The organism is Microvirga makkahensis (assembly GCF_009830105.1).
Lineage (GTDB): Bacteria > Pseudomonadota > Alphaproteobacteria > Rhizobiales > Beijerinckiaceae > Microvirga > Microvirga makkahensis.
In genome coordinates this window covers 307,821-330,511 of record NZ_WURB01000004.1, presented here as the reverse complement: position 1 = coordinate 330,511, position 22,691 = coordinate 307,821, and the positions used below count along the sequence as shown (strand labels likewise).

Sequence of the window (22,691 nt, the reverse complement as noted above, 5' to 3'; positions counted from 1 at the left end):
GCTTTCCTATGCTGGTTTACGGCGATGTGGAACGCATCGAGACGGTCCGTGATAAGCAGAAAGCAATCGAGGCCCATCTCGATCAGATGAACGTGCTGCCGCCCGGCAGCGCGCGGCATGCGGTCCTGGTCGCCGCCTTCATCGATACGAGCGAGCTGATCCAGGCCCTCGTCGATGCCGATTTTCAGGCTCGCGGATTCGACACTCTTTCACCTGTCCATGTCGATGGCCTCGAATGCCTGTCCCTTCTCGCGCACAGCATCGTGCAATCCTGGCAGAGCGGCTTTGCGCAGGGTGCTCTGCCGGAAACCTTCAGAGACAAGGTACTGAGCTTCGATGCCGGGCTGTCGATCCGGACCAAGCAGGCGGAGGGCTACGCGTTTTACGCCCTATACCCGGAAAGCTATGTCGAAGCAGCCGCCCGCTCAGGCCTTGGCCCCCAGACACGGGTCATCGGCATCCGCAGCATCGGCGCAGGCCTCGCCAGTCTCGTCGCCGCGGCTCTCGGCACCCGCGTTGCCTTGACCGTGCGTCCGGTCGGGCACCCTTTCCGACGGGAGATCACCGTCGATCCTGAGACCGCTGCGATGCTGACGCGGGATCCTGGAGCTCCCTTCGCGATCGTCGATGAGGGCCCCGGCCTGTCCGGCAGCTCCTTCGGCGCGGTTGCGGACTGGCTGGAAGCGGCCGGTATCCCCCGCGAGCGGATCCACTTCTTCCCGAGTCATGCAGGGCCGCTGGGCCCGCAGGCTGGCTCCGATCATCGGGAGCGCTGGGTACGCGCACCGCGGCACTTCATCGGCATGGATCAGCTGCTCTGCGACAGGGAGCGCAGCCACCTCAGAGGCTGGGTGGAGAGCCTCGTCGGGCCCCTGGATGGAGATCTTCAGGACATTTCCGGTGGCGCATGGCGGACACTGCGATACCAGGACCCCGCAGATTGGCCCCCCACGAATATGCAGCAGGAACGGCGAAAGTTCCTGGCCCGTGCGGAAGGCGCAACCTGGCTGGTCAAATTTGCCGGACTCGGCGAGAGTGGCCTGAGGAAGTACGCACTCGCTCGACAACTCCACCAGGCGGGCTTCACGCCGGACGTCGCGGGCTATCGTCACGGCTTCCTCGTCGAGCGCTGGCATGAGAGTGCACCCTCGCTCGACCGGATCCCGATTGGGCGGGACAGGCTCGTAAGTCGCATCGGAATTTATCTTGGCTTTCGGGCGAGGCATTGTCCCGCCCAAGCGCATCAGGGGGCGTCTCTGATCGAGCTTCGCAACATGGCGCTCTACAACGCCGAGCAAGCACTGGGCGAACGGGCCGGTGCCGCCCTGAGTCGCGTTCTGCAGAACGTCGACGATCTGAGTTTGTCGAACCGGATTCTCACCGACAATCGCATGCAGCCCTGGGAATGGCTTCTGGTCGACGGTCGGGCAGTCAAGGCCGACGCTCTCGATCATTGCGCGACCCATGATCTCATCGGCTGTCAGGACATCACGTGGGACATTGCCGGAGCAGCCGTCGAGTTCGGCCTCTCGGATCAGGATACGAGGCGTCTATGCGCCCTCGTTCAGGAAGAAAGCGCCCGTCCCGTCTCCCTTGCGCTGCTCTCGTTCATGCTTCCCTGTTATCTGGCCTTTCAGCTCGGCGCCAACACGATGGCGGCCGATGCCGTCCCCGGGAGCGCGGAAGAGGACCGCCTGCGCCATGCGGCCCAACGTTATGGCGCCCTATTGCAAGGCTACCTGGAGCATCCCGGCCGGTTGGGCTTCGGCGAGGAACAAGACAAGGTTCCTGCCGGTTGACGGCCAGGGCAGAAGGTTCATAGCCGCCACAGGCGCGGCGGGGAAAGACGGCGTAGGCATGCTTTCCGAAACAGGGCGACTTCTCAAGGCCGCGTTCGAGGGGTGGTGGAACGACCGCGCCATGAGCCTCGGGGCCTCGATTGCGTTCTTCACCGTCTTTTCGCTGGCGCCCATGCTGCTCGCGGCCATCGCCGTGGCGGGGCTGGCTTTCGGCCGGGAGGCCGCGCAGGGTGCCATCGTCTCCGAACTCGGCGGGATGATCGGAAAAGACGAGGCCTCCACCCTCGAGGCCATGATCGCCAGCGCCGGAAATGTCGGATCCGGCATCATCGGGACGACCGTGGGCTTCATCACCTTCCTGTTGCTGGTGACGGGCGCCGTCATCGAGCTGCAGGACGATCTGAACATCGTCTGGAAGGCAAAACATCCGGAGAGCTCGGGCATCCTCACTTTCCTGAGGACCCGGCTCGTAAGCTTCGCCCTGGTCCTGGGAATAGGCTTTCTGCTCCTCGTTTCCTTGATCATCGACGCCGGGCTGTCCGCGGTCAGCGCCTATATCGAGCCCAGCTTCTCCGGCGCCACGGTCATCCTGCGCTTTCTCAACAGCCTCGTCGCCTTCGCCATTGCCGTCCTGCTCTTCGCCATGATCTTCAAACTGCTGCCGAATGTGGACATCACCTGGAGCGACGTCTGGACCGGGTCCCTGGTCACGGCACTGCTCTTCACGTTCGGCAAGTTCCTGATCGGCTACTATCTCGGCAAGAGCAACATCGCGTCGAGCTATGGCGCTGCCGCCTCCATCATCACGATTCTGCTCTGGATCTACTACTCGTCCCTGATTCTGCTTTTCGGCGCGGAATTCACGAAAGTCTATGCCGAACGGCACGGAAGCCAGAGCGCTGAGGTCGGAAAGCAAGCCGGCTGATTCGACTTGCTTTCCTCCGGAGGATTCCTACTCCGCTGCCTGACGGGTTGCCGGCTCGGTCGGAACGTTCCGCATTCCCCCCAGGACCTCCTCGGCGGAGGCCTTGTAGTTCTTCACGGAACTCGTCCACTGGCCCCACACGGTCGGGTCGATCGGATCGCCGTTCCTGCCCAGCTTCTCCATCCGCCCTTTTTCATCGTCGGTGAGAACCTGTTTCGGCAGCGGCGGCAAGTGCCGAACGTCGTCGGCGGTGATGCCGAGCATGTCCCCGACCCGGCTGCCATAATCGTCGTGAACCATGAACAGGTGCCACACCATGCGCTCCTGAACGTCCCGCTCGCACTGGCCGAGCAGCGTACCCATGTTGAGCACCAGGTCGTCCCGCTCCCACTCCATCATGGTGCAGTAGCGCCCGCGCGCATGACTATAGTCGTTGCGACGCTCGATCACGCTGCGGGTCAGGCGTCCACGGATCTCGGGAGGATTGTTCGGCTCCTCGCGCGACGACTCGTGCAGGCCGCCATGAATCGACGGCTCGTAGTTCACGTGCGGGTTCTGCCCCGGCGCGAGATCGCGGCCATAGGACATCTGGCCGCCGTTGAGGTTTGTGGCGACCTTGGCGTTTTTCGCCTGATTCACAGGCAGCTGGAGATAATTGGTGCCGACGCGGTAGCGCTGGGTATCCGAGTAGGAGAAGGTGCGCCCGACCAGCATCTTGTCGTCCGAGAAGTCGAGTCCATCCACCAGAACGCCCGTGCCCATGGCGATCTGCTCGTTTTCATTGAAATGATCCTGGACGTTGCGATTGAGCGTCATCACGCCGACATGGCGCAGCGGGAAATCCCTCTCCGGCCAGATCTTGGTGTCGTCCAGCGGATCCCAGTCGAGTTCGGGGTGATCGTGATCCTCCATGATCTGCACATACATGTCCCATTGCGGGTACTCTCCACGCTCGATGGCCTCGTACAGATCCTTGGAGGCGGAGCCGAGATCCTGTCCCTGAACCTTGGCAGCCTCCTCGGCCGTCAGGCTCGCCAGGCCGCAGCGGGGGTGGAAGTGATACTTCACCAGCACCGTGTCGCCTTGGGCATTGACCATCTTATAGGTGTTGACGCCAAACCCCTCCATGTGCCGGTAGCTCGCCGGAATGCCCCGCGGGCTGAACAAATGGGTCAGCATGTGCATGGATTCCGGCGTCTGACTCATGAAGTCGAAAATGCGGTTCGGCTCCTGGCGAAACGTGACTGGATCCGGCTTGAGGGAGTGAATGACATCCGGAAACTTGATGGCGTCCCGAATGAAGAAAACCGCGAGATTGTTGCCGACGAGGTCCCAGTTTCCGTCTTCCGTGTAGAACTTCACGGCAAATCCGCGCGGATCGCGCGCCACTTCCGAGGAGTCGCGCCCGCCGATCACGGTGGAAAAGCGGATCGCGAGCGGCGTCTTCTTGCCGGCCTCCTGGAACAGCTTGGCGCGGGTGTATTTGGAGGCGGGCTCGTCGCCGATCTTGCCGGTGGCCTCGAATTCTCCATAGCACACGAAGCCGCGGGCATGGACCACGCGCTCCGGAATCCGCTCCCGGTCGAAATGCGTGATCTTCTCGAGGAACTGATAATTTTCCAACGTCGCCGGCCCGCGCGACCCGACCGTACGCTGCGACTGATTATTGGCGATGGGATGACCCTGCCGGTTCGTCAGAACCTGGCCTGATGTCTCGGACGCGGAGGACTTGCCGGATTTGGGGTTCTTGGGACTGTTAGCCATCTGGTTCTCCCTTCCTGGTGCGGCCAGTGATTGACCACGAGCCAACACTCGATGCCACCACGGGTTTCGCAGCCTCGTTCAGATGCGGCGAAAGGGATTACCTGATGCAGACGATACGAAAGGAAATAGACGGCGGAGAATTGAAACGGTCTCCCTGTCAGGTGAAGATGCCTTCGCCCTGCTCGTCGATGATCTGCTTGCCTTTGACGATCGCGAAGGCCACCGCATCATCCTTGCTCGCATGAGTTTCGGCGCGCACGAAGCGGTGCTCCTTCACGCCCCCCTCGCAATCCTTCTCGATCGTTCCGGCGGTCTGGTACTGCCCCTTCGAGGGATAGGGCGCAGGGCGGATGCGGAAGCCCTTGTACTCCACTGTCGCAGCGGCCGGCTCGCTGGCACTGTCACGGCCGCCCGCTCCCGAAAATCGGGTCCAGAGATCTTTGAAGAATGAAGCCATGGTACCACCGGAGCAGCGTTGTGATTCGTCCGGGCCAGCATATCTCCGGAGAGCTCTGGAGGGTCAACCCTGTTGCATTCGATCACAAGTCACTGATCCAGGCCGAAAGTCAGGTTATACGCCTTGACGGCGCCGCTCTTCGAGAGAACCTTTGCTCGATCCTGAACAATAGCACAGAGGTTACATGATGAAACGTCCTCTGTTCGTTCTATGCCTATCTGTCACCCTGCAGACCGGCGGCTTTGCTCTCGCTCACCATGGCTGGGGCAGCTATGACGCATCCAGACAGATTTCCATCACCGGCGCGGTTCAGCAGGCGAGCTGGCAAAACCCCCACGTGACCGTTTCCGTAAGGCACGAGAACAAAGATTGGGAGGCGGTTCTGGCGCCTCCCTTCCGCATGAATGCCCGCGGGCTGGAGCCGGACATGATCAGGCCCGGGACGCGGGTCACCCTCGAAGGCTATCCCTCGACCAGGGTCGAGAGCGAGATGAGAGCAGAGAGGATCGTCGTGGGCGGCAGGACCTTCGAGCTGCGCTAGCGCCATGTATTTCGAGATGCTCGCCGCATTGGAGGCCTCCTGGCTTGGACATGTGGGGCGCCACTCAGCCTGGCTCTACACGGTTGCGAATCTGCTTCATGTGCTCGGAGCCGCCTTCGTCGTCGGAGGCATCGCGGTCTTCGATCTCAAAGTCTTGGCGGAGCGTGGGAAGAATGCGCGGCAGGTCGGCCGTTATGCCATCCCCCTCGCGGCTTCGGGGCTGGCACTGCAAGTTCCCTCAGGCATCCTTCTTCTGGCCGTCGAGGCGCGGGCGCTCGGCACCAACCCCGCCTTCTATGCCAAGCTGGCATTTATCGCCGCCGGGCTCGTCAATGTCATCCTGTTCCATTTCCGCTTCGGCACCGCCTTGCGTGCCGATGCGCTGCCGCCGGACGTGCGCCTTTATGCATTCGCTTCGCTGATCGCATGGATCGCCACCCTCTTGGCCGGACGAATGATCGCCTATCTCTAGGCTTTGACTCTTCTCAGGCTGCATAAATTTATCTCATGGCATGTGACATGCGCGTCTGGCTGTTGCCACTCTGCGGCGTTCTCGCCGTCTGCGAGTCGGGCTGGGCTGCCCCATCCCGTTCGGGAGAAACCGTCGAGCAGGCCCTGTGTCGTCTGATCGAAGGAGCGGCGCAGAGACAGAACGTCCCGCGCGACTTCCTGACGAAACTGATCTGGCAGGAAAGCTCGTTCCGCACGAGCGTGGTGAGCCCGGCCGGCGCACAGGGTGTGGCGCAATTCATGCCAGGAACCGCGAAGGAGCGCGGATTGGCCGATCCGTTCGATCCCGAGCAGGCAATTCCCAAGGCCGCGGAACTGATCGCCGAGCTCTCCGAGCGCTTCGGCAATCTAGGTCTGGCGGCGGCCGCCTATAATGGTGGCCCCACCCGGGTCTCGTCATGGCTCTCGGGACGCGGTGATCTGCCTCGGGAGACGCGAAACTATGTCGCTTCCGTCACCGGGCGCGTCGTTGAGGAATGGGCGGAGGATCTGAAGAAACCTCCGGCGCCGCCAGAGCAGGAAAGTGCCGAACAGGATCCGGAAAGTTGCCAGCAGATCGTTGCGGTTCTTCGACAGCCGGGACGAGCCGACGAAATAGAAGCCCCATTCGCGCCCTGGGGCGTTCAGTTGGCCGGCAACTTTTCGAAAGCACGTGCGCTGGCCTCATACAAGCGTTCCAGCGCGGCTTACGCATCATTGCTGAAGGATACGCGCCCCATGATCATCGGCACCAGGTTGCGTTATCGCGGAACGAGAATTTTCTACCGTGTGCGCATCCCTGCCGAGTCCCGCAAGGGCGGAGAGGAACTGTGCAGGAAGATCCGCTCCCTTGGCGGCAGCTGCGTCGTCCTGCCGAGCTAGCGAAAAGCCCGGCTCTTGAGCCGGGCTTTGTGAGATTTCTATCGCCTCTGGGGCCGTAAGGACCGCGCCAGCTCACGGATCACGTTGTCCTCGATGCTGAGATTGAGATCGTCGTTGTTCTCATCCTCCGCGATCTCGACATCGGTCGAAACGGGCGGCGTCTGCTGTGCCTGTGACCGGCCCTGAGCTGCAGAAGCTGCTTTCTCGGACCCAGCGGCGGCGGTTCCGCTCTGGACGAGTTCGACCTCGGCCGCAGTCCTGGTCTGCGGCTGGGGCTGCGAAGCATACGCGCGTCCACCCCCATAGCGGTTCTCAAGGGTGTCGAGCAGGCTGTTGAGCGCTGCGTTCGTCAACGGAACCTCCGGCACCTGCGGCGGGCCATTGAGCGCAATCGAGCGGTTCTGGTAGGAGGCATCCGAGGTAATGTCGGGGCCGAACCAGGAGAGCGGTCGGAAGTCCCGCGCCTCTTCCTCGCTCTCGAACGACACGGAGATCATGTCGAGCGGCCCTGGCGTGACGAATCGGGCAATCTGAATGTCACGCGTGCCGACGGTGAGATGAGTGAGCAGGTAGTCGATCTTTCCGGGGGTTACATCGAGCAGCGCCTCTGCATGCGGACGCGGCACGTCGGTGCGCTCCTCGACCGGACCGTTGGCTCCCGCTTGAACGAGAACAAGACTTCCCTTGTCGCCATCGACGATCACGAAAGAGCTCCGGTCAGCTTGGTTCGGGAAGTGGCCTTCCGTGATGCGGTTGCCGCCTCTCTCTTTTCTGATCAGGCGCGCAAGAGACGAAGCAATGAGATAACGTCTGTAAGCAACCATTTTAAGCTCTCTGATACAATGCGCGAAGGCTCTGTCGGGCTTTTAGAGTTCGCCGCATCGACATTTAACGGAATGAAATTTCAAATCGCATCAAGCATGCCGGGAACGCACACATCGACACAAAATTCCATTCCAGCGTGATGTCAAGCGGATCTCTTCGGACCAACAACACGTTGTTAGCGCTTATGATGGCGTCCGGAAGGCAAACTTCAATGGAATACCCGAGAAGCTCCTAATGAATTGCAAACGGGGTTAATTCCGCGGGCAAAGATATTTCAGAACACATGCCGACTGCTACTCGCATCGAGATGCACGCGCACCGCCAGGACGCGGGCATCTCGGAAGAGCTACCCAGATTTCAACAAACCCCGCGCCGCAAGATTTCTCATGAGCGCGCCAAGTCCGAACGTCCACGGATCACATTCGGAACTTGGTTTCATCCGATTCACGAGTTTTCCGAGCTTTGGCGCCGCAACGGTGACGATGTCGCCTGTCTTGTGCGTAAAACCCATCCCTGGATTGTCCCGATCCTGCGTTGGGGCGAACATGGTGCCGAGGAATAGGACGAAACCGTCGGGATATTGGTGGTGAGGTCCGAGCGTTTGCGCAACGAGGTCTTCGGGATCGCGGCTGATCTTCGTGATCGACGACGAGCCTTCGAGCGTGAACCCATCCTCGCCTTCCACCGTCAGGGTCACCGTCGTACTGCGCACGTCATCGAGAGAGAAGCTCTCGTCGAAGAAGCGTATGAACGGCCCCAACGCACAGGAAGCGTTGTTGTCCTTCGCCTTCGACAGGAGCAAAGCGGAGCGGCCCTCGAAATCGCGGAGGTTCACATCGTTGCCCAAGCTCGCTCCAACGATCCTGCCGTCGGCCGTGACCACGAGCACCACCTCGGGCTCGGGATTGTTCCAGGTGGATTTGGGATGCAGGCCGGCATCCATGAAAGTGCCGACGGCCGACAAGGTCGGCGCCTTGGTGAACACCTCCGCGTCGGGCCCGATGCCGACCTCGAGATACTGGCTCCAGGCTCCTTGGGCAATGAGTACATCCTTCAGGGCCATCGCCTCGGGCGAGCCGGGTTTGAGGCGGCTGAGATCGTCCCCCACGAGACGCAGAACCTCAGCGCGGATGGCGGCTGCGGCACTCGCATTGCCCCGGGCCCGTTCCTCGATGACACGCTCGAGCATGGATATGGCGAAAGTGACGCCGGCCGCCTTGATCACCTGAAGATCGATCGGGGCCAGCAGCCACGGCCTCGATATGTCGCGGGCAGGAGGCGTGTTGGCAAGGATTTCGTCGAGCGAAGCAATCCTCTCGCCTTGCGCCGCTCTGACCGCGAGTGCGGGATTATCCGCTGCGGAGAGCTCGCTCATCGTCGCAAAGGTCTCGGAAATGTCGAAGACCCCCTCCTCCCGCACCGCCACCACAGAAGGACCGACGCCCGGCCTCCACACGCGGCCTGCAAGGGCTCCCCGATAGCCATCGACTGGCAGGATCTCAGCGGCATTCGATGAGGACGGACGTTTCACAGGCAGGCGCTCCCCTTATCCCTCGAAGAGCGTTTTCGCCCCTCTTGACGATCATTATAGCGAGCTCGACCTTAGAGCCCAGGCCAAAATGGTCGGTGCCGGCCGGCATGTGTCGTGTGGCCGGCCGCGCCCGGAACAAAGGCGGTCTGTCCTCCGTTCCGAACCTCTGTCGCGATCAGAAGGAAGACCGCCATGTCAGACACGCCCAATCCGACGCCGCCGCAGCCCGATGTGCCGAACCCGGTCCCGCAGCCCGTCCATCCCGATCCGGGCCCGGCCGGCATTCCAAGCCCCGGGGAGCCCTTGGGAGTTCCGCCCGGGAGCCCCAGTGAGGCCCCCAGCCCCGGCGAGCCTGTGGGCATTCCACCATCGAGCCCCCAGGAGCTCCCCACCGGGCCTCTGGGCTCTTAACCGCAGCGCACGGATGTGCTTTCTGCGGGCCATGCTCACAGGAGATCCTGCCTATGGATAACGGAAAGCCCTCCAACGCGACCCATCTCGCCGCTCCCTCCTATCGCTTGGCTGCCCTCGATCAGGACTTCCTGCTGGGAGATTCCATGCGGGGTGTCCGCTTCCAGCTCGAATATGCAAAGGCAGAGGAGAGCCTGCGCATCTGGGGAGTGCGCTCCACCATCGTGGTGTTCGGGAGCGCCCGCGTCCGTGAGAACGGGCCCGGACGGCATCCCTACTGGTACGGCGAGGCCCGCGCCTTCGGAGCCATCGCCTCGCAGCGGGGCGGCGCATTGACTGAGAACGGCGGCGTGCGTGACAACGTCATTGCGACAGGCGGCGGTCCGGGCATCATGGAAGCCGCCAATCGCGGAGCATCCGACGTCGGAGCCCCGTCCATCGGCTTCAATATCACTCTGCCCCACGAGCAGGAGCCCAACCCGTATTCGACACCCGACCTGACTTTCCGCTTCCATTACTTCGCCATGCGCAAGATGCACTTGGCGATGCGAGCCAATGCGCTCGTCGTGTTCCCGGGCGGATTCGGAACCCTGGACGAGCTCTTCGAGATCCTCACCCTTCGTCAGACCGGCAAGGCTCCCCCTCTTCCGATCGTTCTATTCGACAAGGCCTATTGGCAGTCGGTCATCAAATTCGACGCCCTGCTCGAACATGGCATGGTCAGCGCCGAGGACCGCAAGCTCGTTCACTTCGCGGAAAACGCCGAGGACACATGGGCAACGCTCGTCGAGAACGGCCTTCTCGTCCCTGCCCCCCAGTAGCGCTCCGGCCAAGGGGATCGGCACCACCGGAGCGTCACCTCCGTGGAGGTGTGCGGGAGAGGCAAGGGCTCGCCTCTCCCCGTCGACGAGTCAGGTCACGGACGAAATCTGCCCGCCATCCACGCGCAGAATCGAGCCCGTCATAAACGAGGCCTTCTCGCTCGCCAGGAACACGGCGGCAGCAGCGAACTCCTCGATCTCGCCATAACGGCCCGCGGGAATGCCGGCGCGGGCGGCGGCAGCCACCTCCTCGACCGACCGGCCGGTCCGCTGGGCGTTCGCGGCATCGAGCTGCTTCAGGCGATCCGTCGCGATGCGTCCCGGCGCAATCGCGTTGACAGTCACCCCGGAGGAGGCCACTTCGCTCGAAAGCGTTTTGCCCCAGCCGACGAGCGCCGGGCGGATGGCATTCGAGATCGCGAGATTCGGGATCGGCTGAATGACGCCGGACGAAATCACCGAGATGATGCGACCGAACTTGCGCTCGATCATGCCGGGCAGGAGATGGTCCGTGATGCGGACGAGGTTGACGAACATGGCCTCGAACGATTGCCGCCACTGATCGGACGACACGCCCTGGGCCTTGCCCGGAGGCGGCCCGCCGCTGTTGAGCACGAGAATGTCGACACCGCCGAAAGCTGCCGTCACGTCATTTGCGAGGGCGTCGATCTGATCCGCCTTGCCCGTATCGCAGACGAAAGGCAGCACGTCCCGGCCGATCTTGTCGGCGGCTGCCTTGGACCCCTCCATGGTGCGGCTTGCCACGGCGACGCGCGCGCCCTCCTCCGCAAGGCCCTGGGCGATGCCGAAGCCCAGCCCCTTGCTCGCACCGAGCACCAGCGCCCGCTTTCCTTCCAATCCCGTTTTCATACTCTCAGACTCCTTGGTTATTCCGAGCGCTCGATGCGCTGCATCAGCCAGTCAATCTCCGAGACAGTCTCCGCGCTCAGCTTCGGCCCAGGCTTGCGGAGCGTGTCGTGGGCGATGATCCCACGCTTCTTGAGCACGTATTTGCGGACGGCGAGCCCGACACCAGGCTGTGTCTCGTAGCGCACCAGCGGCAGGTGACGGTCGAAGAGGTCGTGCGCCTCCTGGCGCTTACCCTCCTTGACGAGATTGACGACGCCCACCAGCATCTCAGGGTAGGCATAGCCCGTCATCGCGCCGTCGGCTCCGCGCTCCATCTCGAAGGGAAGGAAGAGACCGCCATTGCCGCAGAGAATGGAGACGCGGCGCACCTCGCCGGCATCGCTCGCGCGCCGCAGGGTCGTGATCTTGTCGAGGCCCGGCCAGTCCTCGTGCTTGAGCATCACGCAGGACGGATTCTGCTCGATGATGCGAATGATCACCTTGGGAGTCATCACCACATTGGTGGTCAGCGGATAATCCTGGATCACGAAAGGCACATCCGTGCCGATGGCCTCCACCGCGTCGCCATAATAGGACACGATCTGATCGTCGGTCCTGAGCGTCGAAGGCGGAGCGATCATCACGCCGGCCGCGCCTGCATCCATCGCCTTCGCCGACAGGGCCGACATGGCGGCAAAGCCCGCGGCCGAGACACCCACGATCACCGGAACGCGACCTGCCACCGCCTTCATGACTTGGCGGACGAAGGCCTGAGATTCGTCGGCGGCCAGCTTCGGCGCCTCGCCCATGATGCCGAGGATGGTGAGACCCGTTGCGCCGGCCTTGAGATAGGCCTCGACCATCCTCTCGGTGGAGGCCATATCGAGCCGCCCATCGCCTTCGAAGGGTGTGGGGCAGATAACGTAAACGCCGGCGGCAGAACTCGTGAGCAAGGCTTCCTCCCTGACAGAATAACGGGCTCTCTCCTTACACGCCCTTGCGTGGCTTCTCCAGGGTCAATGCAGGTTCTGGACTTGGCAGGAGATCGGCTCCATGCCATAGAGATGATATGACGTTCCATAAGCCGCCCGTTTCTCAGCCCAGCGCCGCCAAACTCTGGCCGTTGACCACCCGATTCGTCGCCGCGGAGGAAGAACTCTCTCGATCACTTGGGAGCAAGGGGCCCTGGATGTCCGGGCTCTATGAATTCCTGCGCTTCGGCATCAAGCAAGGATGGGCATGCATGTTCGGCGGCATCATGGTGGTACTGCTGATCGCCACGAGACTCTGGTATCCGGCGGCCTCACCCCTTGAGCGGTACGATTTCCTGTTCGTCGCGGCCGTCCTGATTCAGGTGATCTTGATCGCAGCACGCCTGGAGACCCTGGAGGAAGCCAAGGTCATCCTGCTCTTTCATGCCGTCGGCACCGCCATGGAGATCTTCAAGACATCGGTCGGCTCCTGGGTCTATCCTGAAGCAAGCCTGCTCAGGATTGGAGGAGCGCCGCTCTTTGCGGGCTTCATGTATGCGGCCGTGGGCAGTTATCTCGCCCGCGTGTGGCGTCTCTTCGATTTCCGCTTCACGCATCATCCGCCGGTGTGGGCTTCGATCCTTCTGTCCGTGGGCATCTACATCAACTTCTTCACGCACCATTACGTCACGGATCTCCGGCTTGTGCTGTTTGCCGTCACCGCCCTGCTCTTCGGACGCACGACGGTCTACTTCAAGGTATGGCGCGTGCATCGCCGGATGCCGCTTCTGCTCGGCTTCGTGCTCGTTTCGCTCTTCATCTGGTTCGCCGAGAATATCGGCACCGTCGCGGGCGCGTGGCTCTATCCGCATCAGATGAAGGAATGGTCGATGGTGCCGTTCACCAAGCTCGGCGCCTGGTTCCTGCTGATGATCATCTCATACGTGATGATTGCAGCGCTCAACGGGCCAGAACCATTCGCTCAGGCAAAGAAATCCTCCGCTGTCGCGAGGCCGGATCCCGTACAGGTCTGAAGGCCCGACTCCGCTCACGTGGAAAGCCCCTGCCGGCGGCATCCTTTCGTCATGCATAACCGTTCCCCCGGCGCAGGACGAGAGACGCTGTCCTAAAGAGATGACAAGCCGGCAGTTCACTCTATCAGTGCCGCCCGGATCCGCTCTTCCTGCCGCCGCCGTCCTGCTTGTTGACGGTCGCCCAGGCACGCCGCTCAGCTTCCTTTTCCGACACGCCATGGCTCTCGTAGGATTCCTCGATGTGCTCGGCCTTGCGTTTCTGCTTGTCGGTGTAAGCCGACTTGTCACCGCGAGACATGCTGCTCTCCTTCGGTTGAACCACTCGGCTGCGGCCAGCCCGCTAGAAGGCCGGCGGCGTCCGCTGGTTCAACTCGGGCGCGACAGGAGGGTTCCGGGAGCGCCGGTCGGGCCTTCGCCATGCCGCGGTGTCTCGCCCCGCAACCGGCCATTAGCGTGGTCCTATCCCCTGCGCGCCGCATTGCCTTGGACCGCCCATCGGCCCGGATCGTCCGTCTGGCCGATCAGCGCCAAGCCATAGGCGATGGACTCGAACTGGTCGGCTGAGGTCAGCCGCTCCTCTCCGAAGCGCTCCACGAACAGGCGGCGGATGGCGGGAACGAAGGAAGTGCCGCCGGTCAGGAACACTTTGTCGATCTCGGACGCCGGCACTCCAGCCTTCGAGAGGGCCTCGTCGAGCGTTTCCGCAATGCGTCTCACGTCTTCGGCGATCCAGCTCTCGAAATCGGCGCGCGCGATGCGCGCCTCAATGTCGAGGCTCTCGGCCCTGAACCGGAACTCCGTCTCCTCCTCATGCGACAATGACACTTTCGCGGCTGAGACGGCGCGATAGAGCGCGAAGCCCAGATCGTATTCGATGATATCAATGAACTTTTCCAGGGGCTCGGGCTCGAGCGCCGCCTTCGCCAGTTCGCGCAGTTCCTTAAGGTCGCCGCTGCTCTTCATCATGGCGAGCTGGTTCCAGCGCGCGAAATTGGCGTAGTAGTGGTTGGGGATCGACAGCGTCTTGCCCATGGAGCGGTAGAGTCCGCCCTTGCCGAGCCGAGGCGAGACGACGTGATCCACGATGCGGTAATCGAAGGCATCTCCGGCAACGCCAATGCCTGAATGACCCATCGGATCCGCCCGCAGAATGCCGCCTGCGCGAGAAAACCGCATCACGGAAAAGTCGCTGGTGCCGCCGCCGAAATCCGCCACCAGAACGGTGGAGTCGTGATTGAGCCGGCGCGCATAGAAGAAGGCGGCGCCGACGGGCTCGTAGACATAGCGCGCATGATCGGCGCCGAGCTTGCCGAACGCGGCGCGGTAGCGCTGCATGGCGAGATCATCGTTCGGGTTATGCCCGGCGAATTGCACCGGCCGCCCGATCACCACGTTGCGCGCGCCCCAATCCAGCCGCACCCCGCCATGACGCACGAGAGTGCGCAGGAAGGTGCTCAGAAGATCCTCGAAGCGGTAGCGGTCCCGGAAGATCCGCGTCTCCTGGAATGTCGCGCTGGCCGCGAAGGTCTTGAACGACTGGATGAAGCGGTGCGGGTCGAGGCCCTCAAGAAACTGCTCGATGGCCCAGGGGCCGCCCTCGACCTCGGTGCGAAGGCCGTTTCCGTGGCGCTCGTCCCAGAAGCACAGGGCGGTCACATAGACCTTGAGACTTTCGCCACCATGGTCGAACGTCAGCGCCTCCACGTTCCCGTGCGAATCGGCAACGGCCACCACGGTGTTGCTGGTCCCGAAATCGATGCCGATAGACAGATCATGGGATGCGGACATGGGGAACCCGGTGAGTTTCATTTGAAAGGGCCGGACGGTCTATACGGCCGATCCCCCGGAGCCAAGAGGTTTTTCGAGGAATCCGGCTCCAGATTTCCCATAAGGCACTGCGACCCCGGGGCTGGGGATAGGCCGTTGACCCCGGGGGCTCGCACCCCGTAGAAGCCGCACCTTACCTAATGTTGGAGAGGTCCATGCTATCGATCGGTCAGCGCATCGCGGGCGAACTGAATGTCCAGGAATGGCAGGTCAAGGCGGCCATCGAGCTGCTCGACGGCGGCGCGACCGTGCCCTTCATCGCGCGCTACCGCAAGGAAGTCACCGGCACTCTCGACGACACGCAGCTGCGCACCCTGGAAGAGCGTCTGCGCTACCTGCGCGAGCTGGAAGATCGCCGCAAGACGATCCTCGACAGCATCCGCGAGCAGGGCAAGCTCACCGACGAGCTGGCTCTCCAGATCAACAATGCCGACACAAAGGCCCGGCTCGAGGACCTTTACCTCCCCTACAAGCCCAAGCGGCGCACCAAGGCCCAGATCGCTAAGGAGGCGGGACTCGAGCCTCTGGCCGACCTCATCCTCGCCGACCCGCAGCGCGACCCCAAGGAGGCGGCAGCCGGATTCGTAGATCCTGACAAGGCGGTTGCGACGCCTGAAGCGGCTCTCGACGGCGCGCGCTCCATTCTCGTGGAGCGCTTCGCGGAGAACGCGGAGCTTCTGGGAGCCCTGCGCGAGATTTACTGGGAGCGCGGAATCCTCACCTCGAAGGTGCGTGACGGCAAGCAGACGGAGGGAGCGAAATTCGCCGATTACTTCGACTTCTCCGAACCTCTCCCCAAGCTCCCCTCGCACCGTATTCTCGCACTGTTCCGCGGCGAGAAGGAGGAGATCCTCGACCTGCGGATGGAAGAGGACAAGGCTGCCGCGGAGCCCGGCTATGTGAGCCGCTACGAGGGCCGCACTGCGCTTGCATTCGGAATCGCCGATCAGGGGCGCCCCGGCGACAAGTGGCTTCTGGACACGGTGCGCTGGGCATGGCGCACGAAGCTGCGCTTCGCCATCGAACTCGATATGAAGATGAAGCTCTGGCAGCTCGCCGAGGACGAAGCCGTAAAGGTGTTCGCCGGAAACCTGCGCGACCTTCTGCTCGCCGCGCCCGCCGGAACGCGCCCGACCCTCGGCCTGGACCCCGGCTATCGCACCGGCGTCAAGGTGGCGGTCGTGGACGCCACCGGCAAGGTGGTGGCGACGGATACGATCTACCCGCACGAGCCGAAGCGCCAATGGGATGAATCCCTCGCGACTCTCGCGCGCCTGTGCCGCGTGCACAGGGTGGAGCTCATCGCCATCGGCAACGGCACCGCCTCGCGCGAGACCGACAAGCTCGCAGGCGAACTCGTGGCGAAGCATCCGGACCTGAAGCTTACGAAGATCATGGTCTCGGAGGCGGGCGCTTCCGTTTATTCGGCCTCGGCCTACGCAAGCCAGGAACTGCCTGATCTCGACGTCTCCCTGCGCGGCGCCGTGTCTATCGCGCGGCGCCTGCAGGATCCTCTGGCGGAATTGGTGAAGATTGACCCCAAGTCGATCGGGGTCGGGCAGTACCAGCACGATCTTGCCGAGTACAAGCTCTCGCGCTCCCTCGATGCCGTGGTGGAGGATTGCGTGAACGCGGTAGGCGTCGACCTCAATACCGCCTCCGCGCCGCTTCTCGCCCGCGTCTCGGGCTTGGGCGAATGGGTAGCGAAGAACATCGTCGAGCACCGCAACGCCAAAGGCCCGTTCCGGACCCGTAAAGCTCTTACGGAAGTGTCGGGCCTCGGCCCGAAGACTTTCGAGCAGGCCGCAGGCTTCCTGCGCATCCCGAACGGAGACGATCCGCTGGATGCATCCGGCGTCCACCCGGAAGCCTATCCCGTCGTGCGCCGTATTCTCGAAGCCACGAAGAGCGACATCAAGGTCCTGATCGGCAACGGCGGGGTGCTGAAGAAGCTCAAGCCTGAGAGCTTCACGGACGACAAGTTCGGCGTCCCCACGGTTAAGGATATTCTCGGTGAGCTGGAAAAGCCGGGTCGCGATCCCCGCCCCGAGTTCAAGACGGCGACCTTCATGGAAGGCGTCGAGAAGATCAGTGATCTCACGCCAGGCATGATACTGGAGGGCGTCGTGACGAACGTGGCCGCCTTCGGCGCCTTCGTGGATGTGGGCGTGCACCAGGACGGCCTCGTCCACATCTCCGCGCTGTCCGACACCTTCGTGAAGGACCCGCGCGACGTCGTGAAGCCGGGCGACATCGTCAAGGTGAAGGTGCTCGAGGTCGACATTCCGCGAAAGCGCATCTCTCTGAGCATGCGCATGAGCGATCCGGTCGAAAAGCGTTCGTCCGGCCGCTCCGACGACAATCGCGGCGCTGTCCAGAAGCATCGTTCACAGAACGACAAGAAGGCGGCGGCCCCGGCCGCCTCCGGCGGCGCCCTGGCGGATGCCCTTCGTCGTGCAGGCATGGCTTCACCTTCGGGCAAGGACAAGAACGCCAGGCGCTGATAGTCGAGATGAGGGCTTGAAGCATCGAACGTGAAAAGCAGAGCTGCACTTGTCGGGCCAATCCGATGCCCTCTTTCCTGAGCAGCGCATCGTTCGGCGCGGCCCTTCGAGTCGCACGATGCGCCAGGACACCGTGTCACGACCTTTCGGACGCGATCCGGGATCAGTCCTGTGATGGAGCTGCGCCTATCTCCATGTGACCACCGGCCTTCGACCGGTGGTCACATGGATGAGCGAGCGCGGGGAAAGCGCGACAGGGCGAAGGCTGAGATGTCAATGGAGCTCCCCCTATTTTCGATCTGTTGCGCCGCCACCTCACCGATCGCGGCTGAATGCTTGAAGCCATGGCCCGAGCACGGCGACACCACGAGAATGCGTTCGCTCTCCGGATGACGGTCGATCAGGAAGTGAGAATCTGGCGTAACGGTATAAAGACAGGTCACAGCACGCGTGGCGTCGGGACGAAGTCCCCGAACCCGTCCGGCAAGATGCGTCTCGCACATGGCGGCGGATTCCGCAGGCGTGACGGTCCGCTCGACCTCGTCGGGATGGACGGAGACGTCATATTGCTCGCCCGCCGTCTTGACGGCGTTGCTGCCGCTCAAGGACGGAAAACCGTAGAAGAAATCGTTAGGGCTGGTTCCGTGGCACCAGATGAAGACGGGACTCTTCGACCAGTGCCGGGCATAATCCGGCTCCACCTCAAACCAGTGCATCACCTGGCGACTGGGAGACAAAAGCTGTCTGAACGGCGCGCCCAGAAACGTCGGAGCCCAGGCCCCGGCGGAGACGATCGCGTGCCCTGCCAGAAGCTCTCCTTGATCGGTGACGATCCGCACGCCCTCACCGTCAGGTGAAACGGAGACCACACGTGTCCCGAGTTGTGTCACGGCTCCCATGGCGCGGGCGCGCTCGAGCTGAACGGCAACGCAGCGCTCCGGGTTGAGATAGCCGCCCTCCGGCTCGAAATAGCCGATCTCGTGCTCTTTCGGCGTGAATTGCGGATAGCGCCGGCGGATCTCCGCCGCGTCCAGCATCTCGTGAGGAATCTTGTAGGTCATGGCGGCCTTACGGGTGCGTTCCAGAAAGGCTGCGCGAATGACGCCGCCGGCCACGGAAGAAGCCGAATCGACGACGAGGCAGCCATTCTGCACCAGAAGCCGCTCGCCGGTCTCGGCCTCCAGCTCCTTCCAGATCTCATGGGAACGCAGGGCGAGCGGCACATAGATCTCGCCCTCGCCGATGGCTTGGCGGGTGATCCGCGTCTCCCCATGAGTCGAACCCTGGTCATGAGGCGGCGCGAAGCGGTCGATGCCGATGGCCTTCACGCCCCGTTTCGCCAGCTGGTAGAGCGCCGCCGAACCCATGGCACCGAGCCCGACGACGGCAACATCACAGGATCGAGAAAAGTCCATAGCGCAGGAGACCCACCTGTTTTCCCATTCCATACAGAAACCCGGCTCTGCCGCAAGAGTGCGCGATAGCCGGGAGAACCCCGCCTGGGGCTCGCCTTGTGTTGCCCGGCGATCTGCTCTAGAACCGCTCCTGTCTCACGGGGAGCCTCACAGGAGGCTGAGAGGCGGAAGGGCCGCCGACCCGTCGAACCTGATCCGGGTCATGCCGGCGGAGGGATTGAGCATGCGACATCGCAGACGAGACTGCGCCCCGTGCGAGTTGTACCGCCAACCCGGCTTGCATCATGCATGGGAGCAATCTTGATGTTACGCCGACTTCTTCTCACCCTCGCCTCGCTCTGCCTGGCGGCGAACGCCGCTTTCGCGCAGAGCAAACCTGTCCTCACGGTCTATACCTACGGTTCGTTCGCCGGAAAATACGGTCCGGGAAAAACCGTTAAGGAACGGTTCGAGGCCTCCTGTGACTGCACTCTCGACTGGGTCACGGCCGAAGACGCCGGGAGCCTCGTCGGGCGTCTTCGCCTCGAGGGAACGGATACGAAAGCCGATGTGGTCCTGGGACTCGACGTGAACCTCGCGGCTGAAGCCAAGGCGCTCAACGTCTTCGCGCCCCATGGCCTGGACGTGAAGGATCTCTCGCTGCCGATCGCGTGGAACGACGACACCTTTGTCCCTTTCGACTGGGGCTACTACGCCTTCGTCTATGATGCCGACAAGCTGCCCGATCCGCCGAAGAGCCTGAAGGAACTCGTCGAGAACCCGAACGGCCCGAAGGTGGTGCTGCAGGATCCGCGCACCAGCGCTCCGGGCCTCGGCCTTCTCCTCTGGATGCAGAAGGTCTATGGCAACGACGCAGGCAAAGCGTGGATGCAGCTGAAGCCGCGCATCGTGACCTTCACTAAGGGGTGGTCGGAAGCCTACGGGCTGTTCTTGAAAGGCGAGGCTGACATGGTGATGTCGTACACCACGTCGCCTGCGTACCACATCGCCGTGGAGAAGAAGAACAACTACAAAGCGGCCATCTTCGCGGAAGGGCACTACATGCAGGTGGAGATCGCCGGCATGACGCGCACGGCGAAGCAGCCGGAGCTCGCGAAGAAGTTCATGGCCTTCGTGCTCAGTGATGCGTTCCAATCGGCCATGCCCGAAGGCAACTGGATGATGCCCGCCAAGGCACCGGTCGCGGGCCTTCCCGACGCTTTCAAGGATCTGCCGCAACCCCAGAAGGCTCTGCTCTTCACGCCTGAGGAAGTACGGCAGAACCGCCGCGCCTTCACCGACACCTGGCTCAACGCCACGGCACGCTGACCGCATCGGCATGCTCCGGAAGCCGCCTCATCCCGGAACCCTGGTGGCCTTTGCTATCCTGGCTCTGGTTGCGGGCGGCTTCATCGCTCTCGCGGCAGTCGGCGGAGAGAGGCCGACGCTTTTCGCGATTGGGCCCTATCTCTGGCGTGTCCTGGCCTTTTCGATCGTTCAGGCCGCTCTTTCCACTCTTCTGTCCCTCGTTCTCGGCGCAGCCCTGGCCCTGGCCCTGGCGCGCCGACGCTTCCCAGGGCGCGGGATGGTGCTGGCGCTTCTCGGTACCACGATGGTGATCCCCACCATTGTTGTGGTCTTCGCGGTCTTCGCCGTGTATGGGCGAAGCGGATGGGCGACCGGTGTCCTCTCGCTTCTGGGGTGGAGGGATGGCTTCAGCATCTTCGGCTATCCCGGGATCCTGATCGCGCATGTCTTCCTCAACGGGCCGTTCGTGGCGCGTATTCTTCTCGATTCGTTGAGCCTCGTTCCGGCCGAGCACTGGCGGCTCGCATCGGCCTTCGGGTTCTCGCCCGCGCATGTCTTCCGCCATCTCGACGGGCCCGTGCTGCGCGCGGAAATGCCGGGACTCGCGGGTCTCGTCTTCCTGCTCTGCTTCAAGAGCTTCGCAATCGTGCTGGCGCTCGGCGGGGGACCGAGCCGGTCCACCCTCGAAGTCGCCATCTACGAAGCCCTCAAGATCGATCTCGACTTCGGCCGCGCGGCTTGGCTCTCGCTGATTCAGCTCGTCATCTGCCTGACGCTGACCGGCGTCCTCCACTGGGCTTTCACGAGGCCTCCGACCGCTCCCACGATCCGGGGCCTGATTCAGCGTCCTGACGCGCGCAACCGAAACCTGAAGCTCCTTGATGCCATCGTCCTCGTGGCGGCGGCGCTTTTCATCGCTCCTCTGGCGCTCAGCCTCCTGAGCGGATTGAACAACATCCTAGATGTCATCGATACAGATCTGCTGCGGGCTTTCGTCACGAGTATGACGATCGCCGTCATCGCCGCCACGATCGCCTGTCTTCTCGCACTTGCGCTTGCTTCCGCCGCACGCCGGCAGCGTGTCGCTCTGCGCTCCCCGCGCGCCGCGGCCTTCTATGACTTTCTCCCCAATACCCTGCTGGCCGTGCCGCCCTTTGCACTTACGGCGGGCCTGTACCTGATCGTGCGGTCCTTTGTCGATCCCTCCTCCGCGGGCTTCATCCTCCTGCCCCTGATCAACGGACTGGCCGCCGTCCCGTTTGCCTATCGCTCTCTCGCGCCTCGTCTCCTGACGGCGGAGGAGCGCTACGGCCGGGTTGCCGCGGCGCTGGGCATCACGGGCGTGAACAAGCTCACCATTATGGACTGGCCCCTGCTCAAGCGCCCCTTCGGCGCCGCCTTCGCCTTGGCCATGGCTCTCTCGTTCGGCGATTTCGGGATCATCGCCCTCTTCGGCGGGCAGGAACTCGTCACGCTTCCCTATCTCCTCTTCGAGCGTCTTGGATCGTACCGGCTCGATGAAGCCTCGGCCATCGGCCTCTTCATCGTGCTCGTCGCCTTCCTCCTCGCTCATGTATCAGGCCGCCTGTCGCATGCTGGTGATTGAAAACTGCCGCCTCACATGGCCGGATTTCGCTGCCGATTATTCCATGACGGTGCAGAAGGGAGCGCTCTGCGCCATCGTCGGTCCGTCAGGCGGCGGAAAGACCACTTTGCTGCACATGATCGCAGGCTTCGAGACGCCCGAAAGCGGAAAGCTCGCGTTCGACGGCGTCGATCTCGTGCCACTCGAACCGGCCAAGCGCCCCGTTGCGATCGTCTTTCAGGACCACAATCTTTTTCCGCATCTCACGGCGGGACAGAACGTCGCCTTAGGAATTCGCCCCTCCCTGCGCATATCCGAGGGTGAGCGTCGGCGCATCGACGAGATGCTGGAAGCCGTTGGCCTGATGGGTTTCGGAACGCGCAACCCCGGCGAGATGTCGGGCGGGCAGCGCCAGCGCGTGGCGCTGGCGCGAGCCCTTGTCTCGGGCCGTCCCATGATCCTCCTCGACGAACCCTTCAGCAGCCTCGATCCAGGCCTTCGGCGCGACATGGTTCGTCTCGTCGGTGAACTGCGCCGCCAGCGCCCCGTCACCATCCTGATGACGATCCATACACCCGAGGACGTGGCCGATCTGGCCGACCAGATGGTGTTCGTGGCCGACGGCAAGGTCCTCGCATCGGATACACCCTCCGCCATCCTTGGCGGCTCCCTCGCCCCGAGAATCGCCGCTGCGACCTCGAACACCTGAGTGCCGTCTCCTCTGGAAGCCTCGGGACTTCAGATGGTTTTCGCGTTCTTCCCCTGCCCGCCCGG

General features: G+C 62.9%; 20 protein-coding genes and 1 riboswitch. Of the genes, 11 read left to right on the top strand and 9 right to left on the bottom strand.

The genetic code is table 11. The features are described 5' to 3' along the window. Positions 1 to 8: 8 nt before the first annotated feature. Positions 9 to 1,799 (top strand): hypothetical protein, encoded by a 1,791-nt coding sequence (locus GR328_RS08100; protein ID WP_160884012.1) that lies wholly within the window; start codon positions 9 to 11, stop codon positions 1,797 to 1,799. 58 nt (positions 1,800 to 1,857) lie between these two features. Next, a complete protein-coding gene (locus tag GR328_RS08095) occupies positions 1,858 to 2,724 on the top strand; it encodes a YihY/virulence factor BrkB family protein (protein WP_160884011.1) in 867 nt (288 codons plus the stop codon). A gap of 27 nt (positions 2,725 to 2,751) precedes the next feature. Here the strand turns inward: GR328_RS08095 and GR328_RS08090 are convergent, their stop codons facing one another. Together GR328_RS08090 and GR328_RS08085 are read right to left on the bottom strand one after the other, a co-directional pair. Further along, complete coding sequence (locus tag GR328_RS08090) at positions 2,752 to 4,488, bottom strand: catalase (RefSeq protein ID WP_160884010.1); 1,737 nt, start codon at positions 4,486 to 4,488, stop codon at positions 2,752 to 2,754. Between the two features lie 157 nt (positions 4,489 to 4,645). Further along, entirely contained in the window at positions 4,646 to 4,945 is a 300-nt protein-coding gene (locus GR328_RS08085; RefSeq protein ID WP_160884009.1) for an HlyU family transcriptional regulator, read from the bottom strand. Positions 4,946 to 5,129: 184 nt separating this feature from the next. Here GR328_RS08085 and GR328_RS08080 point away from each other — a divergent pair, with 184 nt between their 5' ends. From GR328_RS08080 to GR328_RS08070, 3 genes are read left to right on the top strand one after another with little or no spacing between them, the layout of a single operon-like run. Continuing rightward, positions 5,130 to 5,486: a DUF6152 family protein gene (locus GR328_RS08080; RefSeq protein ID WP_246215751.1), complete on the top strand. Its 357-nt coding sequence runs from the start codon at positions 5,130 to 5,132 to the stop codon at positions 5,484 to 5,486. A gap of 4 nt (positions 5,487 to 5,490) precedes the next feature. After that, entirely contained in the window at positions 5,491 to 5,958 is a 468-nt protein-coding gene (locus GR328_RS08075) for a DUF6644 family protein (protein WP_160884008.1), read from the top strand. Positions 5,959 to 6,005: 47 nt separating this feature from the next. Further along, positions 6,006 to 6,857 carry a lytic transglycosylase domain-containing protein gene (locus tag GR328_RS08070; protein WP_160884007.1) on the top strand — a complete coding sequence of 284 codons (852 nt, stop codon included), beginning with the start codon at positions 6,006 to 6,008 and terminating at the stop codon, positions 6,855 to 6,857. A gap of 38 nt (positions 6,858 to 6,895) precedes the next feature. On the opposite strand, the gene GR328_RS08065 is transcribed toward GR328_RS08070, so the two are convergent. Together GR328_RS08065 and GR328_RS08060 are read right to left on the bottom strand one after the other, a co-directional pair. Beyond that, complete coding sequence (locus tag GR328_RS08065; RefSeq protein ID WP_160884006.1) at positions 6,896 to 7,681, bottom strand: CYTH domain-containing protein; 786 nt, start codon at positions 7,679 to 7,681, stop codon at positions 6,896 to 6,898. 347 nt (positions 7,682 to 8,028) lie between these two features. Further along, entirely contained in the window at positions 8,029 to 9,213 is a 1,185-nt protein-coding gene (locus GR328_RS08060; RefSeq protein ID WP_160884005.1) for a fumarylacetoacetate hydrolase family protein, read from the bottom strand. Positions 9,214 to 9,677: 464 nt separating this feature from the next. Here GR328_RS08060 and GR328_RS08055 point away from each other — a divergent pair, with 464 nt between their 5' ends. Continuing rightward, positions 9,678 to 10,445 carry an LOG family protein gene (locus tag GR328_RS08055; protein ID WP_160884004.1) on the top strand — a complete coding sequence of 256 codons (768 nt, stop codon included), beginning with the start codon at positions 9,678 to 9,680 and terminating at the stop codon, positions 10,443 to 10,445. Between the two features lie 90 nt (positions 10,446 to 10,535). Here GR328_RS08055 and GR328_RS08050 read toward each other — a convergent pair whose 3' ends face one another. Both GR328_RS08050 and GR328_RS08045 read right to left on the bottom strand, forming a co-directional pair. Further along, on the bottom strand, positions 10,536 to 11,315 hold the full coding sequence (locus tag GR328_RS08050; protein ID WP_160884003.1) for an SDR family oxidoreductase: 780 nt from the start codon (positions 11,313 to 11,315) through the stop codon (positions 10,536 to 10,538). Positions 11,316 to 11,332: 17 nt separating this feature from the next. Further along, on the bottom strand, positions 11,333 to 12,247 hold the full coding sequence (locus tag GR328_RS08045) for a dihydrodipicolinate synthase family protein (RefSeq protein ID WP_160884002.1): 915 nt from the start codon (positions 12,245 to 12,247) through the stop codon (positions 11,333 to 11,335). A 116-nt stretch (positions 12,248 to 12,363) separates the two neighbouring features. Here GR328_RS08045 and GR328_RS08040 point away from each other — a divergent pair, with 116 nt between their 5' ends. Beyond that, complete coding sequence (locus GR328_RS08040) at positions 12,364 to 13,299, top strand: DUF817 domain-containing protein (protein WP_160884001.1); 936 nt, start codon at positions 12,364 to 12,366, stop codon at positions 13,297 to 13,299. Between the two features lie 124 nt (positions 13,300 to 13,423). Here the strand turns inward: GR328_RS08040 and GR328_RS26660 are convergent, their stop codons facing one another. Both GR328_RS26660 and GR328_RS08035 read right to left on the bottom strand, forming a co-directional pair. Next, the gene (locus GR328_RS26660; protein WP_170304112.1) at positions 13,424 to 13,597 is read right to left on the bottom strand and encodes a hypothetical protein; all 174 of its coding nucleotides are present in this window, start codon (positions 13,595 to 13,597) and stop codon (positions 13,424 to 13,426) included. A 161-nt stretch (positions 13,598 to 13,758) separates the two neighbouring features. Continuing rightward, entirely contained in the window at positions 13,759 to 15,087 is a 1,329-nt protein-coding gene (locus GR328_RS08035) for an Hsp70 family protein (RefSeq protein ID WP_160884000.1), read from the bottom strand. A 194-nt stretch (positions 15,088 to 15,281) separates the two neighbouring features. Between GR328_RS08035 and GR328_RS08030 the strand changes: the two genes are divergently transcribed. Further along, entirely contained in the window at positions 15,282 to 17,630 is a 2,349-nt protein-coding gene (locus tag GR328_RS08030; RefSeq protein WP_160883999.1) for a Tex family protein, read from the top strand. Between the two features lie 221 nt (positions 17,631 to 17,851). On the opposite strand, the gene solA is transcribed toward GR328_RS08030, so the two are convergent. Beyond that, complete coding sequence (solA, locus tag GR328_RS08025) at positions 17,852 to 19,045, bottom strand: N-methyl-L-tryptophan oxidase (protein WP_160883998.1); 1,194 nt, start codon at positions 19,043 to 19,045, stop codon at positions 17,852 to 17,854. Between the two features lie 128 nt (positions 19,046 to 19,173). Beyond that, positions 19,174 to 19,280: riboswitch (TPP riboswitch) on the top strand. 68 nt (positions 19,281 to 19,348) lie between these two features. Between solA and thiB the strand changes: the two genes are divergently transcribed. Genes thiB through GR328_RS08010 form a run of 3 tightly spaced genes read left to right on the top strand, consistent with a single transcriptional unit; the run spans position 19,349 to position 22,626 of the window. Then, positions 19,349 to 20,353 carry a thiamine ABC transporter substrate binding subunit gene (thiB, locus tag GR328_RS08020; protein WP_160883997.1) on the top strand — a complete coding sequence of 335 codons (1,005 nt, stop codon included), beginning with the start codon at positions 19,349 to 19,351 and terminating at the stop codon, positions 20,351 to 20,353. Between the two features lie 43 nt (positions 20,354 to 20,396). Next, positions 20,397 to 21,938 carry an ABC transporter permease subunit gene (locus GR328_RS08015; protein ID WP_160883996.1) on the top strand — a complete coding sequence of 514 codons (1,542 nt, stop codon included), beginning with the start codon at positions 20,397 to 20,399 and terminating at the stop codon, positions 21,936 to 21,938. Next, a complete protein-coding gene (locus GR328_RS08010) occupies positions 21,925 to 22,626 on the top strand; it encodes a thiamine ABC transporter ATP-binding protein (protein WP_160883995.1) in 702 nt (233 codons plus the stop codon). The genes GR328_RS08015 and GR328_RS08010 overlap by 14 nt, the downstream gene beginning before the upstream one ends. Positions 22,627 to 22,691 lie beyond the last annotated feature (65 nt).